The following is a 16,368-nucleotide window of genomic DNA, read 5'->3' on the forward strand; positions in this document are numbered from 1 at the left end:
GCGCTTACAAAACTATTTTTTTTAACTCTATATTGAGCGAGCGTTCAATCAATGTTACTTAAAGGAGGAAATAATGATGTCAAAAACAGTGATTATTAGTGGTGTGAGAACACCTTTTGGTAAATTTGGCGGAGGTCTTAGCAGTTTGACAGCATCACAGCTTGGTGGAATAGCAATCAAAGAGGCACTTGAGCGGGCAGGGATTGAAGGCAGCCAGGTAGACGAGGTCATCATGGGGAATGTGCTTCAAGCGGGCCAGGGACAAATACCGTCACGGCAGGCGGCTCGTCATGCCGGCATGCCTTGGGAAGTGAAAACGGAAACGATCAATAAAGTGTGTGCATCAGGACTTCGCAGTGTCACATTGGCTGATCAGATCATTCGCTTAGGTGAAGAAGAAATCATTGTTGCAGGCGGGATGGAATCGATGAGCAATGCACCATATATTCTTCCAAAAGCGAGATGGGGCTTAAAGATGGGGGATGCACAGCTGAAGGATACAATGATTTCGGACGGACTTAGCTGCAGCTTTACAGGCGTTCATATGGGCACTTACGGAAACAGCACGGCTGAGGATCTTGAAATCTCCCGTGAGGAACAGGATAGCTGGGCTTATGAAAGTCATCAAAAAGCGATAAAGGCCATCGATGGCGGCATTCTTGCGGAAGAAATCGTTGCAGTACACGTCCCGGTTAGAAAGGGCGAACCAATTACCATTGAACATGATGAAGCTCCAAGAAAAGATACATCTGCTGGAAAGTTAGCTAAATTAGGCCCAGCTTTTAATAACGAGGGTACCATTACGGCAGGTAATGCACCAGGCGTCAATGATGGTGCAGGAGCACTCGTATTGATGAGTGAGGAACGTGCGGAAAAAGAAGGGAAAACGCCTTTTGCTTATATATTAGCTCATGCTGAAGTGGCTGTAGAGGCGAAGGACTTTCCTAAGACTCCAGGTTTGGTTATAAATGAACTTCTGAAGAAGACAGGTAAATCGATAGAGGACATTGATCTATTTGAGGTGAACGAAGCATTTGCAGCGGTGGCACTAGCCAGTGGGAAAATTGCCAACATTGAGCCGGGAAAAGTGAATGTTAACGGAGGGGCTGTAGCACTAGGTCATCCAATCGGGGCTAGCGGGGCACGCATCATCATCACGCTGATGCATGAACTGAAACGCCGTGGAGGAGGATTAGGCATTGCAGCAATCTGTAGTGGCGGCGGACAGGGAGATGCCATTCTAATCGAAGTGCCAAAGCAAGGATGATAGTTTCATAGATAATGAGGAGGGATTTTCATGAGCATTCAAAAAGTGATGGTCATTGGCGCGGGACAGATGGGTTCTGGCATTGCCCAGGTTTGCGCAATGAGCGGTTATGAGGTTCTTTTACATGATTTAAAAGATGAATACGTAGAAAAAGGCTTAGGGACAATTTCCAAGAACCTTTCCCGGCAAGTTGAAAAAGGAAAAATGGAAGCAAAGGATAAAGATGCAACACTTTCCCGGCTGACTTCGTCGACGGATTTAAAAAATGCAGCTGAGGTTGATTTAGTGATTGAAGCGGCAGTGGAAAATATGGAGATAAAAACAAAAATATTCGCAGAGTTGGATGAAATCACGCCACAACATGTAATTCTTGCATCCAATACTTCTTCACTTCCGATAACAGAGATAGCAGCTGCTACGAAAAGACCGGATAAGGTAATTGGCATGCATTTTATGAACCCAGTGCCAGTCATGAAGCTCGTTGAGATCATCCGCGGCCTTGCTACAGCGGATGAAGTGTATAAAAAGGTTGAAAATATGGCCGAAACCTTGAACAAGGTACCGGTGGAAGTCAATGATTTCCCAGGTTTTGTAGCGAATCGGATTTTGATGCCAATGATAAACGAGGCCATTTATACCCTTTATGAGGGCGTTGCCACTAAAGAGGCGATTGATGATGTGATGAAGCTAGGAATGAACCATCCGATGGGCCCGCTAACGCTAGCTGACTTCATTGGGCTCGACACATGCTTATACATAATGGAAACCCTTCACCAAGGGTTGGGAGACGATAAATACAGACCGTGTCCCCTGTTAAGGAAGTATGTAAAAGCAGGATGGCTAGGCAAGAAGTCAGGACGGGGCTTTTACGAATATAACTAATCATAGAAAGATTTGCAGCTAGGGAGGGATGAAGGATGGATTTAAAGTTTACAGAAGAACAGGAAATGATGCGGAAAATGGTAAGCGCTTTTGCGGAGAATGAGATTACCCCTCATATCGAGGCAATGGAAACAGGCGTGTTTCCAAAAACAATTCTGCAAAAAATGGGTGAGCTTGGTATGATGGGAATCCCGATTTCAGAAGAATACGGTGGCGCGGGTATGGACTTCATGTCTTATATCATCGCCATTAACGAGATTTCCAAAGTAAGTCCAACTCTCGGTGTCATACTGTCCGTTCATACTTCTGTTGGAACAAATCCAATCGTTTATTTTGGAACGGAAGAGCAGAAGCGAAAGTATGTGCCTAAGTTAGCCGCTGGTAAATATTTAGGCGCCTTTTGCTTGACTGAGCAAAGCTCAGGTTCCGATGCTGCGAGTTTGAAATCGAAGGCAGTGGCAGTAAAGGAAGGCGGAGAATATCGAATAAATGGGTCCAAGGTTTTTATCACCAATGGTGGGGAAGCGGATGTGTTTATTGTTTTTGCTTCAACCGACCCTCAGAAGGGAAGCAAGGGAATTTCTGCTTTTATCGTAGAAAAAGGGACTCCAGGCTTAATCATCGGTAAAGATGAACGTAAAATGGGCCTTCATGGATCGAGCACTGTACAGGTGACGTTCGAGGATATGAAAGTGCCTGATGCCAATCTCTTAGGCAAAGAAGGTGAAGGCTTTAAGATCGCAATGGCCAACTTGGATGCTGGAAGGATAGGCATTGCTTCTCAAGCTCTGGGAATTGCGGAAGGCGCCATGGAACATGCTGTCCAATATGCAAAAGACAGAGTTCAATTTGGCAAACCTATTGCAGCACAACAGGGGATTGGTTTCAAGCTTGCTGAAATGGCAACGAGTATAGAAGCTTCAAGGTTACTAGTCTATCGCGCGGCTTTTTTACGCTCACAGGGATTGAAGTGCGGTAAAGAGGCGGCCATGGCTAAGCTATTCGCTTCGAGGACGGCTGTTGATGTGACGATAGAAGCAGTCCAGGTATTCGGAGGGTATGGATATACAACGGAGTATCCGGTCGAACGCTATTTCAGGGATGCAAAGATAACCGAAATTTATGAAGGAACCAGTGAAATACAGAGAATGGTCATAAGTAAGAATCTATAATACAACGAAAAAGACGGGGGAAGATAGCCATGCAATTTAAACTAACGGAAGAACATGAAATGATCAGAAAAATGGTTCGTGACTTTGCCCAGAATGAAGTGGCTCCGACAGCTGCTGAGAGGGATGAAGAAGAACGATTTGACCGTGAAATCTTTGACAAAATGGCTGAACTTGGATTGACAGGGATTCCTTGGCCGGAGGAATACGGCGGAATTGGAAGCGATTACTTGGCGTATTGTATTGCGATTGAAGAACTTTCCCGCGTATGCGCTTCCACTGGAGTGACTTTATCAGCCCATACTTCCCTTGCAGGATGGCCGATATATAAATTTGGTTCTGAAGAGCAGAAACAAAAATACCTTCGTCCAATGGCACAGGGCGAAAAAATCGGTGCATATGGGCTGACTGAACCTAGCTCAGGCTCTGACGCAGGGGGTATGAGAACGACTGCAAAGCTTGTAGGTGATGAATATATCATCAGCGGTTCAAAAATTTTCATTACGAACGGCGGGATTGCTGATACCTATGTTGTCTTTGCTTTGACTGACCCTGAATCAAAACAAAAAGGAACGAGTGCCTTTATCATTGAAAAGGATTTTCCGGGTTTTAGTGTGGGCAAAAAAGAGAAGAAGCTGGGGATCCGTTCATCACCGACCACGGAAATCATCTTTGATGAATGCCGAGTGCCTAAAGAAAATCTCCTTGGTAAAGAAGGAGAGGGGTTTAAAATAGCGATGATGACGCTTGATGGCGGACGTAACGGAATTGCCGCCCAGGCCGTGGGGATCGCCCAGGGTGCATTGGATGCCGCGGTGGGTTATGCAAAAGAGCGCGTCCAATTTGGCAAGCCAATTTCTGCACAGCAAGGTATCGGTTTTAAATTGGCGGATATGGCAACCGGTGTCGAAGCATCTAGACTATTAACCTATCAGGCTGCATGGTTGGAATCTGTAGGCCTTCCATATGGAAAAGAGTCGGCCATGTCCAAACTTTTTGCTGGAGATACAGCCATGAAAGTGACGACAGAAGCCGTGCAGGTTTTTGGAGGTTATGGATATACAAAGGATTATCCTGTAGAACGGTATATGCGTGATGCGAAAATCACCCAAATCTACGAAGGTACACAGGAAATTCAAAAGCTGGTCATCTCACGGATGATTACTAAATAGGATTGAAAATGAGGTTTTCCGATGAGGCACTGCCCTTGCCGGAATACCCTTTTCAATTTCTTTGGAAATAAAATGATGGGTTTCAAAAAGGAGTTTGAAAATGGAGAAAAGAGAAGTTCTTGCGTCGGTGAAGGATGAGCGGCTGGTAGAAAAAAGGCGTACACAAATGATTAAAGGGGCGGTGACCCTTTTTAAGGAAAAGGGATTTCACCGTACGACAACCCGGGAAATAGCCAAAGCGGCCGGCTTTAGTATTGGCACGCTATACGAGTATATCCGAACCAAGGAAGATATATTGTATCTCGTCTGTGACTTTATCTACGATGAAGTCCAGGAAAAGCTTCAGAAAGAAATAGATCAGAGCGATGGGACACTGGAAAGCTTGAAGCTTACGATCGCCTATTTTTATAAAGTGATGGATGATATGCAAGACGAAGTGCTGGTCATGTATCAAGAGGTGAAAGCACTGACGAAAGATGCTTTACCTTATGTATTGAATAAAGAACTTCGGATGGTAGGCATGTTTGAAAAGGTCATAACAAAATGTGTTGAGAATGGGGAGCTATTGTTGACGGCAAAACAAATAAGCCTTGTTTCTCATAACATTTTCGTCCAGGGACAGATGTGGAGTTTTAGAAGATGGGCATTGCATAAAGAGTATACGCTTCAAGAGTATGTTGAACTACAGACGCAATTATTGATTCAAAATATATCGCTTCAGATAAATACTGAAATAAATTCGTTTCAATAAGGAGGAGCTCAATGGGTACAGTTGAGGTGTATAAACCGAAAAACCATATCAGATTCGTGACAGCTTCGAGTTTATTTGATGGACATGATGCATCTATCAACATCATGAGGAGGATCCTTCAGTCCAGCGGCGCGGAAGTTATTCACCTGGGACATAATCGCTCGGTGGAAGAAATCGTGAATGCGGCTATCCAGGAAGATGTCCAAGGCATAGCGATGTCATCCTACCAAGGCGGACATGTTGAATATTTCAAATATATGTATGACCTTTTGAAGGAAAAGGGAGCCCAGCACATTCGGATTTTTGCCGGCGGTGGCGGGGTCATCATTCCGAGGGAAATCAAGGAACTCCATGATTATGGGATTGCCCGTATTTTCTCCCCTGATGAAGGGCGGGAGTATGGGCTTCAGGGCATGATAAATGTATTGATGCAGGAGTGTGATTTCTCGACAGTCAAACCATCTTTACAGGAGCACTTTGATGAACTGATTGCAAGGGGAATAAATGCGATTGCGCAATATATTACCTTTGCCGAAAATAGACACGATGTTTCACATGAATCAGCGGCAGCGGTGGAGAGCCTCTTTGAGCAGATCAAGACATCCGAAAAGAAGGTTCCTGTCCTGGGGATTACAGGGACGGGCGGAGCGGGGAAGAGTTCTTTGACTGATGAATTGATACGCCGATTCATTAACGAAATTCCAGATGAGAAAGTGGCCATTCTATCTGTCGATCCGACCAAACAAAAAACAGGCGGTGCCTTGCTGGGTGACAGGATAAGAATGAATGCGATCTTTTCAGAGCGTGTTTATATGCGGAGCTTGGCCACGCGTCATTCAAAAAGTGAGTTGTCTTTGGCGATAAAAGATGCCATTTCGGTCGTTAAGGCAGCGGGCTTTGATTTAATCATCGTTGAAACGAGCGGAATTGGTCAGGGAGATGCAGAAATTGCCGAGATATGCGATGTATCCATGTATGTAATGACAAGTGAATTCGGTGCACCTTCCCAACTTGAAAAAATTGATATGATTGATTATGCAGACTTGATAGTCATTAACAAATATGAGCGCAAAGGATCTGAGGATGCAAAGAACCAAGTTCAAAAACAATATCAACGAAGTCGTACGCTTTTTGATCAAGATCCATCTGAGATGCCAGTATACGGCACAATAGCTTCCCAATTCAATGACCCAGGTACCAACGCTTTGTTCGCTGCATTGATTGAAAAGCTTAATGAAAAATCCGGAACGGGCTGGCGTACTGCCTTTTCGAAAGAAGCGGATGTTTACAAGCAAAATGTCATCATTCCAACCGATCGGCGTTATTACTTACGTGAAATCAGTGAAACGGTCCGAACATATCATAAGCGCGCGGCTGAACAAGTACGTATTGCCCGCAGGCTTTTCCAACTTGAAGGAGCCATTGAAGCAGTTAAGGAAAATGAAAACAATGAAGACATGGTAGCTTCTTTGGAAAATTTGAAAAAGGAAACCGCTTCCGAGTTATCTTCAGAATCAAAAAAAATCCTTTCAGGTTGGATGGATTTGAAAGAAAAATATTCAGGGGAGCAGTTTGTAACAAAAATCAGGGATAAAGAAATCGTCACAAAGCTGAAAACTAAAAGTTTATCAGGCTTAATGATTCCGAGAGTGTCACTGCCTAAATATGTGGATTATGGAGAGATTTTAGGATGGGTATTCCGTGAAAACGTTCCGGGCTTTTTTCCGTATACAGCCGGAGTCTTTCCATTCAAGCGTGAAGGGGAAGACCCAAAGCGGCAATTTGCCGGTGAAGGATCACCCGACCGAACCAACAGACGTTTCCATTATTTATCAAAGGATGATAATGCTAAGCGGCTAAGTACGGCTTTCGATTCCGTAACGTTATATGGGGAAGACCCTGATCATCGGCCTGATATCTATGGAAAGGTAGGGGAAAGCGGAGTCAGTATCTGTACGTTGGATGACATGAAAAAACTGTATGCAGGCTTTGACCTATGCCACCCCTCAACCTCTGTATCCATGACCATCAATGGACCGGCACCCATCATTTTGGCGATGTATATGAATACTGCAATCGATCAGCAGATTGAACGAAAAGAAGAAGAGTTAGGCCGCCCCCTTACGGATGCAGAAGTGGAAGAAGTCCAGGCATATACTCTTCAAACTGTACGCGGAACTGTTCAAGCGGATATTCTGAAAGAGGACCAAGGACAGAATACATGCATCTTCTCTACGGAGTTTGCCTTAAGGTTAATGGGGGATATCCAAGCATATTTCATTGATCATAAAGTAAGGAATTACTACTCCGTATCCATTTCTGGTTATCACATTGCCGAAGCGGGCGCCAATCCCATTTCACAACTGGCTTTTACACTGGCGAATGGCTTTACTTATATCGAATATTACTTAAGTCGCGGAATGAATATTGATGATTTTGCCCCGAATCTATCTTTCTTCTTCTCTAATGGGCTCGACCCGGAATATACGGTTATCGGGAGGGTGGCAAGAAGGATTTGGGCGACCGTCATGCGGGATAAATATGGTGCGAATGACCGTAGCCAGAAGCTGAAATATCATATACAGACTTCAGGACGCTCGCTTCATGCTCAAGAAATTGATTTTAATGATATCAGAACGACACTTCAGGCGTTAATGGCACTGCAGGACAACTGTAACTCCCTGCATACCAATGCGTACGATGAAGCCATCACGACGCCTACCGAAGAATCCGTACGCCGTGCGATGGCCATCCAAATGATCATTACAAAAGAGCATGGGCTCTCAAAAAATGAAAACCCGATGCAAGGTGCCTTCATCATCGAGGAAATGACGGATCTGGTTGAAGAGGCTGTATTGCAAGAGTTCGATCGCATCAATGATCGAGGCGGTGTATTGGGTGCAATGGAGACGCAATATCAGCGCGGAAAAATCCAGGATGAATCCATGCATTATGAAATGAAAAAGCATACGGGGGAATTGCCGATCATTGGGGTCAATACGTATTTGAATCCTAATCCTCCTTCCGAAGAGGCTGTGAATAATATGGAAATCGCCCGTGCAACAAAAGAAGAAAAGGAAGGGCAAATCATAAACTTACAAGCATTTCAGGAAAGGAATAAGGAGATTACTGATGAAGCCCTGACAAAATTAAAATTGGCAGCCATGGATGGGAACAATATCTTTGCTGAACTCATGAATTGTGTGAAAGTGGCCAGCCTGGGCCAGATAACCCGTGCGCTGTATGATGTTGGCGGACAATATCGAAGAAATATGTAGAGGTAAGAAGGGGGATCCAGGTAGGGTCCCCTTTTTTGATAACTTCCGTATTTTTTTCACAAAATGTAAATTTTCCCTTATAATTAATTGGAAAAGGGGCAAAAATGATGAATCAGCCCCCATTGGAGTTGAGGAAATGAACCTGAAAATGATTGGATTAATCATAGGTTACATTCTTGCCATCATTTTTTTATTTGAGCTGTATGAGCATCAATTGGGTGCCATTTCTTTTTTTATCCTGGCTATTGTTTTTTTTTCGGCAGCCTATCGTCAGAAATCGAAGAAAGAGAGTAAATAATTTTTGCTTTTGGGTTCCTGATAACATAGACATCAAGGTAAATCTGTGAAAGTATCAGATAGAACTAGCATAAACCCATTTAGATTGTTTATAATGGAGTATATGTCTAGCAGGAATTGTCGTTATTTTATCGAAATACTGTTTTAGATTATTTTTTTATGTAAAAAAACACGGCATTCAGTGTTTGAATAGAGAAGGGAAGTGCGGAATTTGAGTTTAAAACAATACTCAAAAGAGCAATTATTGGAAATGTCCTTAATAGAGATGGCATATGATTTATTAGTGGAAAGAAATGAACCGATTCCATTCAAAGATTTAATAAGTGAATTAGCTTCGCTGCATAATTTATCTAAAGCGGCAGTGGCAAAAAAAATTGCACAATTCTATACGGATTTAAATGTGGATGGCCGCTTCACTTCACTTGGTGACAACCGCTGGGGATTGAAAACATGGTATCCAGTTGACCAAATTGAAGAAGAAGTCGTACATGTTGTAAAACCGAAAAAGAAAAAGAAAGCTAAAAAAGCTGCTGTCGTTATCGATGATTTTGATGAACTTGAAGATGAAGATCTTGATTTTGAAGAAGATGTCGATGATTTGGACGAGGATGAAGATGACGAGGAAGATGATATCCTAGGTTCTCCAGTTCTCGACGAAGTGCTATTGGATGATGAAGTGGATGAAGATGACGATCTGGAAGAAGAAATAATTGAAGATGATGCATTTGTCCTGGAAGATGATGAGGACGAAGATGAAGACGAAGAAGAATTCGATGAAGAGAAAGATAAATAAATAATCGCCCTTGACTTTTTGAGGCGAAATTTGTAGAATCATTTTTGGGCTCCTTAAAAAAGGACACAATGATTAAATTATACCGCTCCCTTACTTTTATTGTAAGCGGAGCGTTTTTGTTTTTAATGATGGAATGAATAAATGACATCATTTTTTTATTTTTAAAAATGATTTCTCGTAGAATTGTAAAAACTATAGAGAACATATTTTGTTTTACTGTCATTTAAGGAAATTTTCTCTTGTTCATGCATCCTGCATGACTCTCACTAAAGACCTTTAAGTGATTAATGGTTTGTACTTGTTTACGTTTTTTTTGCTTTTAACCGCTTATATGGCGGCGATCTGATGCAAGTTCGATCTCATGGTGAACAGCATTGGAAGAAAACATTCTATAGGAGGATATGAGATGACAAAATATATTTTTGTGACAGGTGGAGTAGTTTCTTCCTTAGGAAAAGGGATAACTGCCGCTTCTTTAGGTAGACTTTTAAAAAATAGGGGATTGAATGTTACGATTCAGAAGTTTGACCCTTATATCAACTTGGATCCTGGTACGATGAGTCCATATCAACATGGTGAAGTGTTTGTGACGGATGATGGCGCTGAAACGGATTTGGATCTAGGACACTATGAGCGTTTTATTGATATCAACCTTGGTAAACACAGCAATGTGACGACAGGTAAAATTTATTCAACCGTCCTGAGAAAAGAACGACGCGGCGATTATTTAGGCGGAACAGTTCAAGTCATTCCCCATATAACGAATGAAATTAAAGAACGGGTTTTCCGTTCAGGTAATGAAACGAATGCGGATATAGTCATAACTGAAATTGGCGGTACTGTAGGGGATATCGAGTCTCTTCCATTCCTTGAAGCGATTCGCCAAATTAAAAGTGATATCGGAATCAATAATGTGATGTATATCCACTGTACACTTGTTCCTTACATCAAAGCTGCTGGTGAAATGAAAACAAAACCGACACAGCATAGTGTAAAAGAATTACGCAGTCTGGGCATTCAGCCGAATATCATCGTTGCACGTACAGAAAGCCCAATTTCACAAGATATGAAGGATAAAATCGCTTTATTCTGCGATATCGATAAAAATTCAGTTATTGAATGTCTTGATGCGGACACGCTTTACTCCATCCCTCTTGCGCTTCAAGCACAAAATATGGACCAAATCGTTTGTGATCACCTGAAATTGGACTGTGGCGAAGCGGATATGGAAGATTGGAAGGAACTTGTCAAAAAGGTCACTTCTTTATCAAAGAAAACGAAAATCGCGCTTGTCGGAAAATATGTTGAATTGCAAGATGCTTATCTTTCTGTAGTGGAAGCACTTAAGCATGCAGGCTACGCATTTGATGCAGATGTTGAAATCGAATGGGTGAATTCTGAAGATGTAACAAAAGAAAATGTTGCAGAGCTTCTTCAAGATTCAGATGGAATCCTTGTTCCTGGTGGATTTGGAGACCGTGGAATCGAAGGGAAAATTATAGCTACCGAATATGCCCGCACGACAAAAACACCATTCTTCGGAATCTGTTTAGGCATGCAGTTGGCATCGATTGAATATGCACGTAACGTATTAGGATTGCCGGAAGCACACTCAGCTGAAATAAAAGAGGATACTCCAGATCCAATCATCGATCTTCTTCCTGAGCAAAAGGATGTAGAAGATTTGGGTGGTACACTGCGCCTTGGTCTATATCCATGTAAGCTTATCGAAGGAACTAAAGCATACGAAGCATATAATGACGAGGTTGTTTATGAACGTCACCGTCATCGTTATGAATTCAATAACCATTACCGTCAGGCCATGGAAGAGGCAGGATTCATCTTCTCCGGTACAAGCCCAGATGGTCGTCTAGTTGAAATCGTTGAATTAAAAGATCATCCTTGGTTTGTGGCTTCTCAATTCCATCCGGAATTCACGTCACGTCCAAACCGTCCACAGCCACTATTCCGTGACTTCGTCGGTATGTCTTTAAAGCGCAGCGAAAAACTTTAATACAAAAAAAAACAGCCTTTGGGCTGTTTTTTTTGTTTAATAATTATTCTTCATCTTTATATTCTCGTATAATTTCTTCAAGTGTGAATTTAATTCCATAATAAGCGAAAAGAGCAGCAATGAGGGTGGGGTACCCATATCGATTGCCGGTTTCATCGGGAATCAATCCTCGTTGGATTCGTAAATCGATATGTACGTCAGCCAGCTCTGAAAGAGAATCTTCTTTAGGAGGAACGGATGTAGATACCGCAACAAATGGTATATCTTTTTCCTTTAGTTGTTGTGCCAGCTTCAATGCTTCCATATCATCGGAATGGCGACTGAATATAAGAAAACGATCTTCTCGGGAAATGGTTTCGCCTTCTTCGTACCTTTTTACGCTTGGAAATGGTTCTGCCCCTTCCACAGCCTCGGCAGTGACACCTTGCATTTCACCAAAACCGTGAATGAAAATGGAGCCATCCCCAACCGCGGCCTGGGCGAGCAGGCGACCGGCATCCTCCATTTCAAAGGTTTCATTTTCAATCATTTTTTTAAATAAACCGCTTATCTGTGTTGAGAAAATTTTTAACATGATCAGGGACTCCTTTAAAAAATAGTACCTTTATTATAAAGGACTTTCCCTTGCATTGACAGGTTTCGGGGCTTTTGATCCTAAGGGTTGAATTTACTAAATCGATCGAAAAAACAAAAAAATTAAAATTCCTTTTAGCTATATAGCAGGAATTTTGTTACAATTATCGAATATGAACAAAGAAATCATGAATGAGAATAAATGCATTAGGCCTCACAATTTGACGCAATCTATGTAACTACCCTTTTTTGGGTAATATGTCGATTAGGCTGATACATTTAATTTTATAAAATCTGAAAGAGTAGAGGTGATAAAATGTCAGGGAAAATATTAATTGTTGATGATCAATTTGGGATACGTATTTTATTGAACGAGGTTTTACATAAAGAAGGGTACGAAACATTTCAAGCCGCAAATGGCATTCAAGCCCTGGAAGTGCTAAATAATCATTCACCTGATCTTGTATTACTGGATATGAAGATTCCGGGAATGGATGGCATAGAGATCCTGAAAAGGATGAAAGTGGTCGATCCGGATATCCGGGTCATAATCATGACCGCATATGGTGAACTTGATATGATTCAAGAAGCAAAAGATTTAGGGGCAATGACCCATTTTGCAAAGCCATTTGATATTGATGATATCAGAAAAGCCGTTCGTGAATATTTACCTATTCAGTCCAGTTAATGGTCTGAAATTTAATAGGATGGACTGAAGAATTGTCGCGGCTATCTTTTTAAGATGGGCCGTGTTTTTTTGGAATGAAATTTGAGACGCGATATAGTGTATTTGTTGCTGTTTTTTTGATGTATTGATATGCTAAAAGAGGAGAGATATTCTGATTAATAAGCGTATGCTACTTTGGTTTTAGGGAATATCTAGAAAGAATTAACTTTAAAAATAAAAACACCCACTAGTAGGAGGAAATCGAATGCCTTTAGTTTCTATGAAAGATATGCTGAATAAAGCTCTTGATGAAAAATATGCAGTAGGTCAATTCAATATCAACAACCTGGAATGGACTCAAGCTATTCTAGCTGCTGCAGAAGAAGAGAAATCTCCAGTCATCCTTGGTGTTTCCGAAGGGGCTGCCCGGCATATGGGTGGTTTCAAAACGACTGTCATGATGGTTCAAGGATTGTTGGAAGACATGAAAATTACAGTTCCTGTGGCCATTCACCTTGACCATGGTTCAAGTTTTGATAAATGTAAAGAAGCCATCGAGGCTGGATTCACTTCAGTAATGATCGATGCATCACATCATCCGATTGAAGAAAACATCGAAACAACTAAGAAGGTTGTTGAATTCGCTCACGCACGAAATGTTTCCGTTGAAGCAGAAGTCGGCACAGTTGGTGGACAAGAAGATGATATAATCGCTGATGGAGTCGTATATGCGGATCCTCAAGAATGTGAACAATTAGTTAAGGAAACGAATGTTGATTGTTTTGCTCCAGCATTGGGATCCGTTCACGGGCCATATAAAGGTGAGCCTGACCTTGGCTATAAAGAAATGGAAGAAGTACGGGATTTAACTCAAAAACCTTTAGTTCTTCATGGCGGCACAGGCATTCCTACTAAAGATATCCAAAAAGCCATTTCACTTGGAACATCAAAAATCAATGTGAATACGGAAAACCAAATCGTTTTCACAAAAGCTGTCCGTGAGATTCTAAATAACGATGCAGAAGTATACGATCCGCGTAAATACATGGTTCCTGGCCGTGAAGCGATTAAGGAAACTGTCATCGGCAAAATTCGTGAATTTGGTTCAAACGGTAAAGCATAATTTCAAATGCAACCAGGGCTTACATCCCTTAAATGCATGAAAACAAAGGTAATAACTCCATTGGGGGGCATCCCCCCTAATGGTTTCTTTTAAATGCAGGGCGGAATAGGAGCTCTATTTTTTGAACAATTAGATTTCAAAAAATAGAGAATGAAAAAAATCGATTACATACGGAGGATAATTTATGAAATTCTTTATAGATACAGCAAACATGGAAGAAATCGAACAAGCGCACCAACTTGGCGTTTTAGCAGGAGTTACGACTAACCCATCCCTTGTTGCAAGAGAAAAGGGAGTTTCTTTCCATGACCGCCTTAAAGAAATCACAAACCTTGTTAAGGAATCCGTTTCTGCAGAAGTCATCGCGCTTGATTTTGAAGGAATGATGGCTGAAGCGAAAGAACTTGTTGCAATTGCACCTAATATCACGATTAAAGTACCAATGACTCCAGACGGTTTGAAGGCTGTTGCAGCTTTAACAAAACAGGGTGTCAAAACAAATGTAACCCTTATTTTCAGTGCTAACCAAGCATTATTGGCTGCTAGGGCTGGAGCAACTTACGTATCGCCATTTTTAGGGCGCTTGGATGATATCGGCCAAAATGGTTTGGATTTAATCTCGGATATTGCTGATATCTTTGCAATCCATGATATCAATGCCGAGATCATTGCAGCTTCTATCCGCCATCCGATGCACATTACGGAAGCGGCACTTAAAGGAGCGCATATTGCAACAATCCCTTATAAAGTTTTAATGCAATTATTCCACCACCCATTAACGGACAAAGGAATTGAAGCTTTCTTGAAGGATTGGAATTCACGTACAGAAGCATAATTCCTTGCCGCTAAGTCGCTATAGATTGCACCGGTAAAATAAAAATTAACATAAATTAGAAATTTTTATCTTTTTTTTACATGAATTTTCTACTTTTGTGTAAACTAAAGAACTAGATAGTGAATGTTGTCGGATTATGCAATTTTCTTGTGGTAAAATATTACTTTTGAAAAGTAGCTTCTAAGTGCTTAGCGTGGAAGGGAGTATATTATGGAAAAACTTAAAATTGCCGGTGGCTATCCTTTAAAGGGAAGCATTCGTGTCAGCGGTGCAAAAAATAGTGCGGTCGCCCTTATCCCTGCAACAATTTTAGCGGACTCTCCTGTAACGATTGAAGGCCTGCCTGATATATCGGATGTACAGATGCTGAAAGCGTTAATGGAGGAAATTGGCGGCGAGGTTTCCTTTGATGATGGAGAAATGACAGTGAATCCCAGCAAGATGATTTCAATGCCTCTTCCCAATGGACGAGTGAAGAAGTTACGTGCCTCTTATTATTTAATGGGGGCTATGCTTGGTAAATTCAAGAAGGCAGTGATTGGCTTGCCTGGTGGCTGCCATTTAGGACCTCGCCCAATAGATCAGCATATAAAAGGGTTTGAAGCACTTGGCGCACAGGTGACGAATGAACAAGGAGCCATTTACCTTAGGGCGGACGAGCTACGGGGCGCACGCATTTATTTGGATGTCGTTAGTGTCGGGGCAACGATTAATATTATGCTTGCCGCCGTTTTGGCCAAAGGCCGCACCGTGATCGAAAATGCTGCGAAAGAACCGGAGATCATTGATGTTGCCACTTTGTTGACTAATATGGGTGCGAAAATCAAGGGTGCCGGAACAGATATCATTCGTATTGATGGTGTGGAAAGTTTGCATGGGTGTAAACATACGATCATACCAGATCGGATTGAAGCAGGGACTTTCATGATTTTAGCCGCTGCAGTCGGTGAAGGAATCTTGATTGATAATGTCATCCCCCAGCATTTGGAGTCATTGACTGCTAAAATGAGGGAAATGGGTATAAATATTGAGGCCGGTGATGATCAGATATTTGTCTCACCAGGAGAAAAATATAAATCCGTTGATATTAAGACATTGGTTTACCCTGGCTTTCCGACAGATCTTCAGCAGCCTTTCACGTCTCTTTTAACAAAAGCAAGTGGTTCGAGCATGGTGACAGATACGATTTACGGGGCACGATTTAAGCATATTGATGAGCTGCGACGCATGAATGCTAAGATCAAGGTCGAGGGCAGAGCGGGCATCATTGATGGTCCTGTCCAACTTCATGGAGCAAAAGTGAAGGCGAGCGATTTACGTGCCGGAGCGGCTTTAGTCATTGCTGGCTTAATGGCCGAAGGGATTACTGAAGTGACCGGGCTTGAACATATAGATCGTGGATATAGCCATCTAGTTGAGAAACTTTCAGGTTTGGGAGCAACGATTTGGCGTGAAGAAATGACACAAGAAGAGGTGGAGCAGCTGAAAAGCTGATCCCTTTTCTTGTTACCTCATTGTGTTACTATATATGATATAATGTGTTATAC

14 protein-coding genes are annotated in these 16,368 nt (G+C 42.0%); 13 read left to right on the plus strand and 1 reads right to left on the minus strand.

The window, feature by feature from the left end; translation table 11 throughout:
* Nucleotides 1-76: 76 nt before the first annotated feature.
* The 9 genes from LQ203_RS15050 (at nt 77) to LQ203_RS15090 (ending at nt 11,623) form a co-directional block, all read left to right on the plus strand.
* The gene (locus LQ203_RS15050; RefSeq protein ID WP_230159187.1) at nt 77-1,267 is read left to right on the plus strand and encodes an acetyl-CoA C-acetyltransferase; all 1,191 of its coding nucleotides are present in this window, start codon (nt 77-79) and stop codon (nt 1,265-1,267) included.
* A 30-nt stretch (nt 1,268-1,297) separates the two neighbouring features.
* On the plus strand, nt 1,298-2,149 hold the full coding sequence (locus LQ203_RS15055; protein WP_230159188.1) for a 3-hydroxybutyryl-CoA dehydrogenase: 852 nt from the start codon (nt 1,298-1,300) through the stop codon (nt 2,147-2,149).
* A gap of 35 nt (nt 2,150-2,184) precedes the next feature.
* Complete coding sequence (locus tag LQ203_RS15060; RefSeq protein WP_230159189.1) at nt 2,185-3,321, plus strand: acyl-CoA dehydrogenase; 1,137 nt, start codon at nt 2,185-2,187, stop codon at nt 3,319-3,321.
* A gap of 29 nt (nt 3,322-3,350) precedes the next feature.
* Nucleotides 3,351-4,490: an acyl-CoA dehydrogenase gene (locus LQ203_RS15065; RefSeq protein ID WP_230159190.1), complete on the plus strand. Its 1,140-nt coding sequence runs from the start codon at nt 3,351-3,353 to the stop codon at nt 4,488-4,490.
* 100 nt (nt 4,491-4,590) lie between these two features.
* On the plus strand, nt 4,591-5,241 hold the full coding sequence (locus LQ203_RS15070; protein ID WP_230159191.1) for a TetR/AcrR family transcriptional regulator: 651 nt from the start codon (nt 4,591-4,593) through the stop codon (nt 5,239-5,241).
* Nucleotides 5,242-5,252: 11 nt separating this feature from the next.
* A complete protein-coding gene (gene icmF / locus LQ203_RS15075; RefSeq protein ID WP_230159192.1) occupies nt 5,253-8,519 on the plus strand; it encodes a fused isobutyryl-CoA mutase/GTPase IcmF in 3,267 nt (1,088 codons plus the stop codon).
* A gap of 136 nt (nt 8,520-8,655) precedes the next feature.
* Nucleotides 8,656-8,817, plus strand: coding sequence for a hypothetical protein (locus tag LQ203_RS15080; RefSeq protein ID WP_230159193.1), 162 nt, complete (start codon nt 8,656-8,658; stop codon nt 8,815-8,817).
* Between the two features lie 201 nt (nt 8,818-9,018).
* Complete coding sequence (rpoE, locus tag LQ203_RS15085; RefSeq protein ID WP_356714543.1) at nt 9,019-9,609, plus strand: DNA-directed RNA polymerase subunit delta; 591 nt, start codon at nt 9,019-9,021, stop codon at nt 9,607-9,609.
* Between the two features lie 406 nt (nt 9,610-10,015).
* Entirely contained in the window at nt 10,016-11,623 is a 1,608-nt protein-coding gene (locus LQ203_RS15090; RefSeq protein WP_230159195.1) for a CTP synthase, read from the plus strand.
* Nucleotides 11,624-11,666: 43 nt separating this feature from the next.
* On the opposite strand, the gene LQ203_RS15095 is transcribed toward LQ203_RS15090, so the two are convergent.
* Nucleotides 11,667-12,197 (minus strand): DUF2529 domain-containing protein, encoded by a 531-nt coding sequence (locus tag LQ203_RS15095; RefSeq protein ID WP_230159196.1) that lies wholly within the window; start codon nt 12,195-12,197, stop codon nt 11,667-11,669.
* A gap of 315 nt (nt 12,198-12,512) precedes the next feature.
* Between LQ203_RS15095 and LQ203_RS15100 the strand changes: the two genes are divergently transcribed.
* From LQ203_RS15100 to LQ203_RS15115, 4 genes are all read left to right on the plus strand, one after another.
* On the plus strand, nt 12,513-12,884 hold the full coding sequence (locus tag LQ203_RS15100; RefSeq protein WP_061465740.1) for a response regulator: 372 nt from the start codon (nt 12,513-12,515) through the stop codon (nt 12,882-12,884).
* Between the two features lie 244 nt (nt 12,885-13,128).
* Nucleotides 13,129-13,986, plus strand: coding sequence for a class II fructose-bisphosphate aldolase (locus LQ203_RS15105; protein ID WP_230159197.1), 858 nt, complete (start codon nt 13,129-13,131; stop codon nt 13,984-13,986).
* 184 nt (nt 13,987-14,170) lie between these two features.
* Complete coding sequence (gene fsa / locus LQ203_RS15110) at nt 14,171-14,821, plus strand: fructose-6-phosphate aldolase (protein ID WP_230159198.1); 651 nt, start codon at nt 14,171-14,173, stop codon at nt 14,819-14,821.
* A 210-nt stretch (nt 14,822-15,031) separates the two neighbouring features.
* On the plus strand, nt 15,032-16,315 hold the full coding sequence (locus LQ203_RS15115; protein WP_230159199.1) for a UDP-N-acetylglucosamine 1-carboxyvinyltransferase: 1,284 nt from the start codon (nt 15,032-15,034) through the stop codon (nt 16,313-16,315).
* Nucleotides 16,316-16,368: the final 53 nt, after the last annotated feature.

The organism is Peribacillus sp. Bi96 (genome assembly GCF_918698115.1).
Lineage (GTDB): Bacteria > Bacillota > Bacilli > Bacillales > DSM-1321 > Peribacillus.

Bases quoted from the DNA above. Each gene is read 5' to 3' on its own strand.
- LQ203_RS15060 (WP_230159189.1), top strand. From the start codon at position 2,185: ATGGATTTAAAGTTTACAGAAGAACAGGAAATGATGCGGAAAATGGTA.
- LQ203_RS15115 (WP_230159199.1), top strand. From the start codon at position 15,032: ATGGAAAAACTTAAAATTGCCGGTGGCTATCCTTTAAAGGGAAGCATT.
- LQ203_RS15100 (WP_061465740.1), top strand. From the start codon at position 12,513: ATGTCAGGGAAAATATTAATTGTTGATGATCAATTTGGGATACGTATT.
- LQ203_RS15070 (WP_230159191.1), top strand. From the start codon at position 4,591: ATGGAGAAAAGAGAAGTTCTTGCGTCGGTGAAGGATGAGCGGCTGGTA.
- LQ203_RS15080 (WP_230159193.1), top strand. From the start codon at position 8,656: ATGAACCTGAAAATGATTGGATTAATCATAGGTTACATTCTTGCCATC.
- icmF (WP_230159192.1), top strand. From the start codon at position 5,253: ATGGGTACAGTTGAGGTGTATAAACCGAAAAACCATATCAGATTCGTG.
- fsa (WP_230159198.1), top strand. From the start codon at position 14,171: ATGAAATTCTTTATAGATACAGCAAACATGGAAGAAATCGAACAAGCG.
- LQ203_RS15055 (WP_230159188.1), top strand. From the start codon at position 1,298: ATGAGCATTCAAAAAGTGATGGTCATTGGCGCGGGACAGATGGGTTCT.
- LQ203_RS15050 (WP_230159187.1), top strand. From the start codon at position 77: ATGTCAAAAACAGTGATTATTAGTGGTGTGAGAACACCTTTTGGTAAA.
- LQ203_RS15065 (WP_230159190.1), top strand. From the start codon at position 3,351: ATGCAATTTAAACTAACGGAAGAACATGAAATGATCAGAAAAATGGTT.
- LQ203_RS15095 (WP_230159196.1), bottom strand. From the start codon at position 12,197: ATGTTAAAAATTTTCTCAACACAGATAAGCGGTTTATTTAAAAAAATG.
- LQ203_RS15105 (WP_230159197.1), top strand. From the start codon at position 13,129: ATGCCTTTAGTTTCTATGAAAGATATGCTGAATAAAGCTCTTGATGAA.
- LQ203_RS15090 (WP_230159195.1), top strand. From the start codon at position 10,016: ATGACAAAATATATTTTTGTGACAGGTGGAGTAGTTTCTTCCTTAGGA.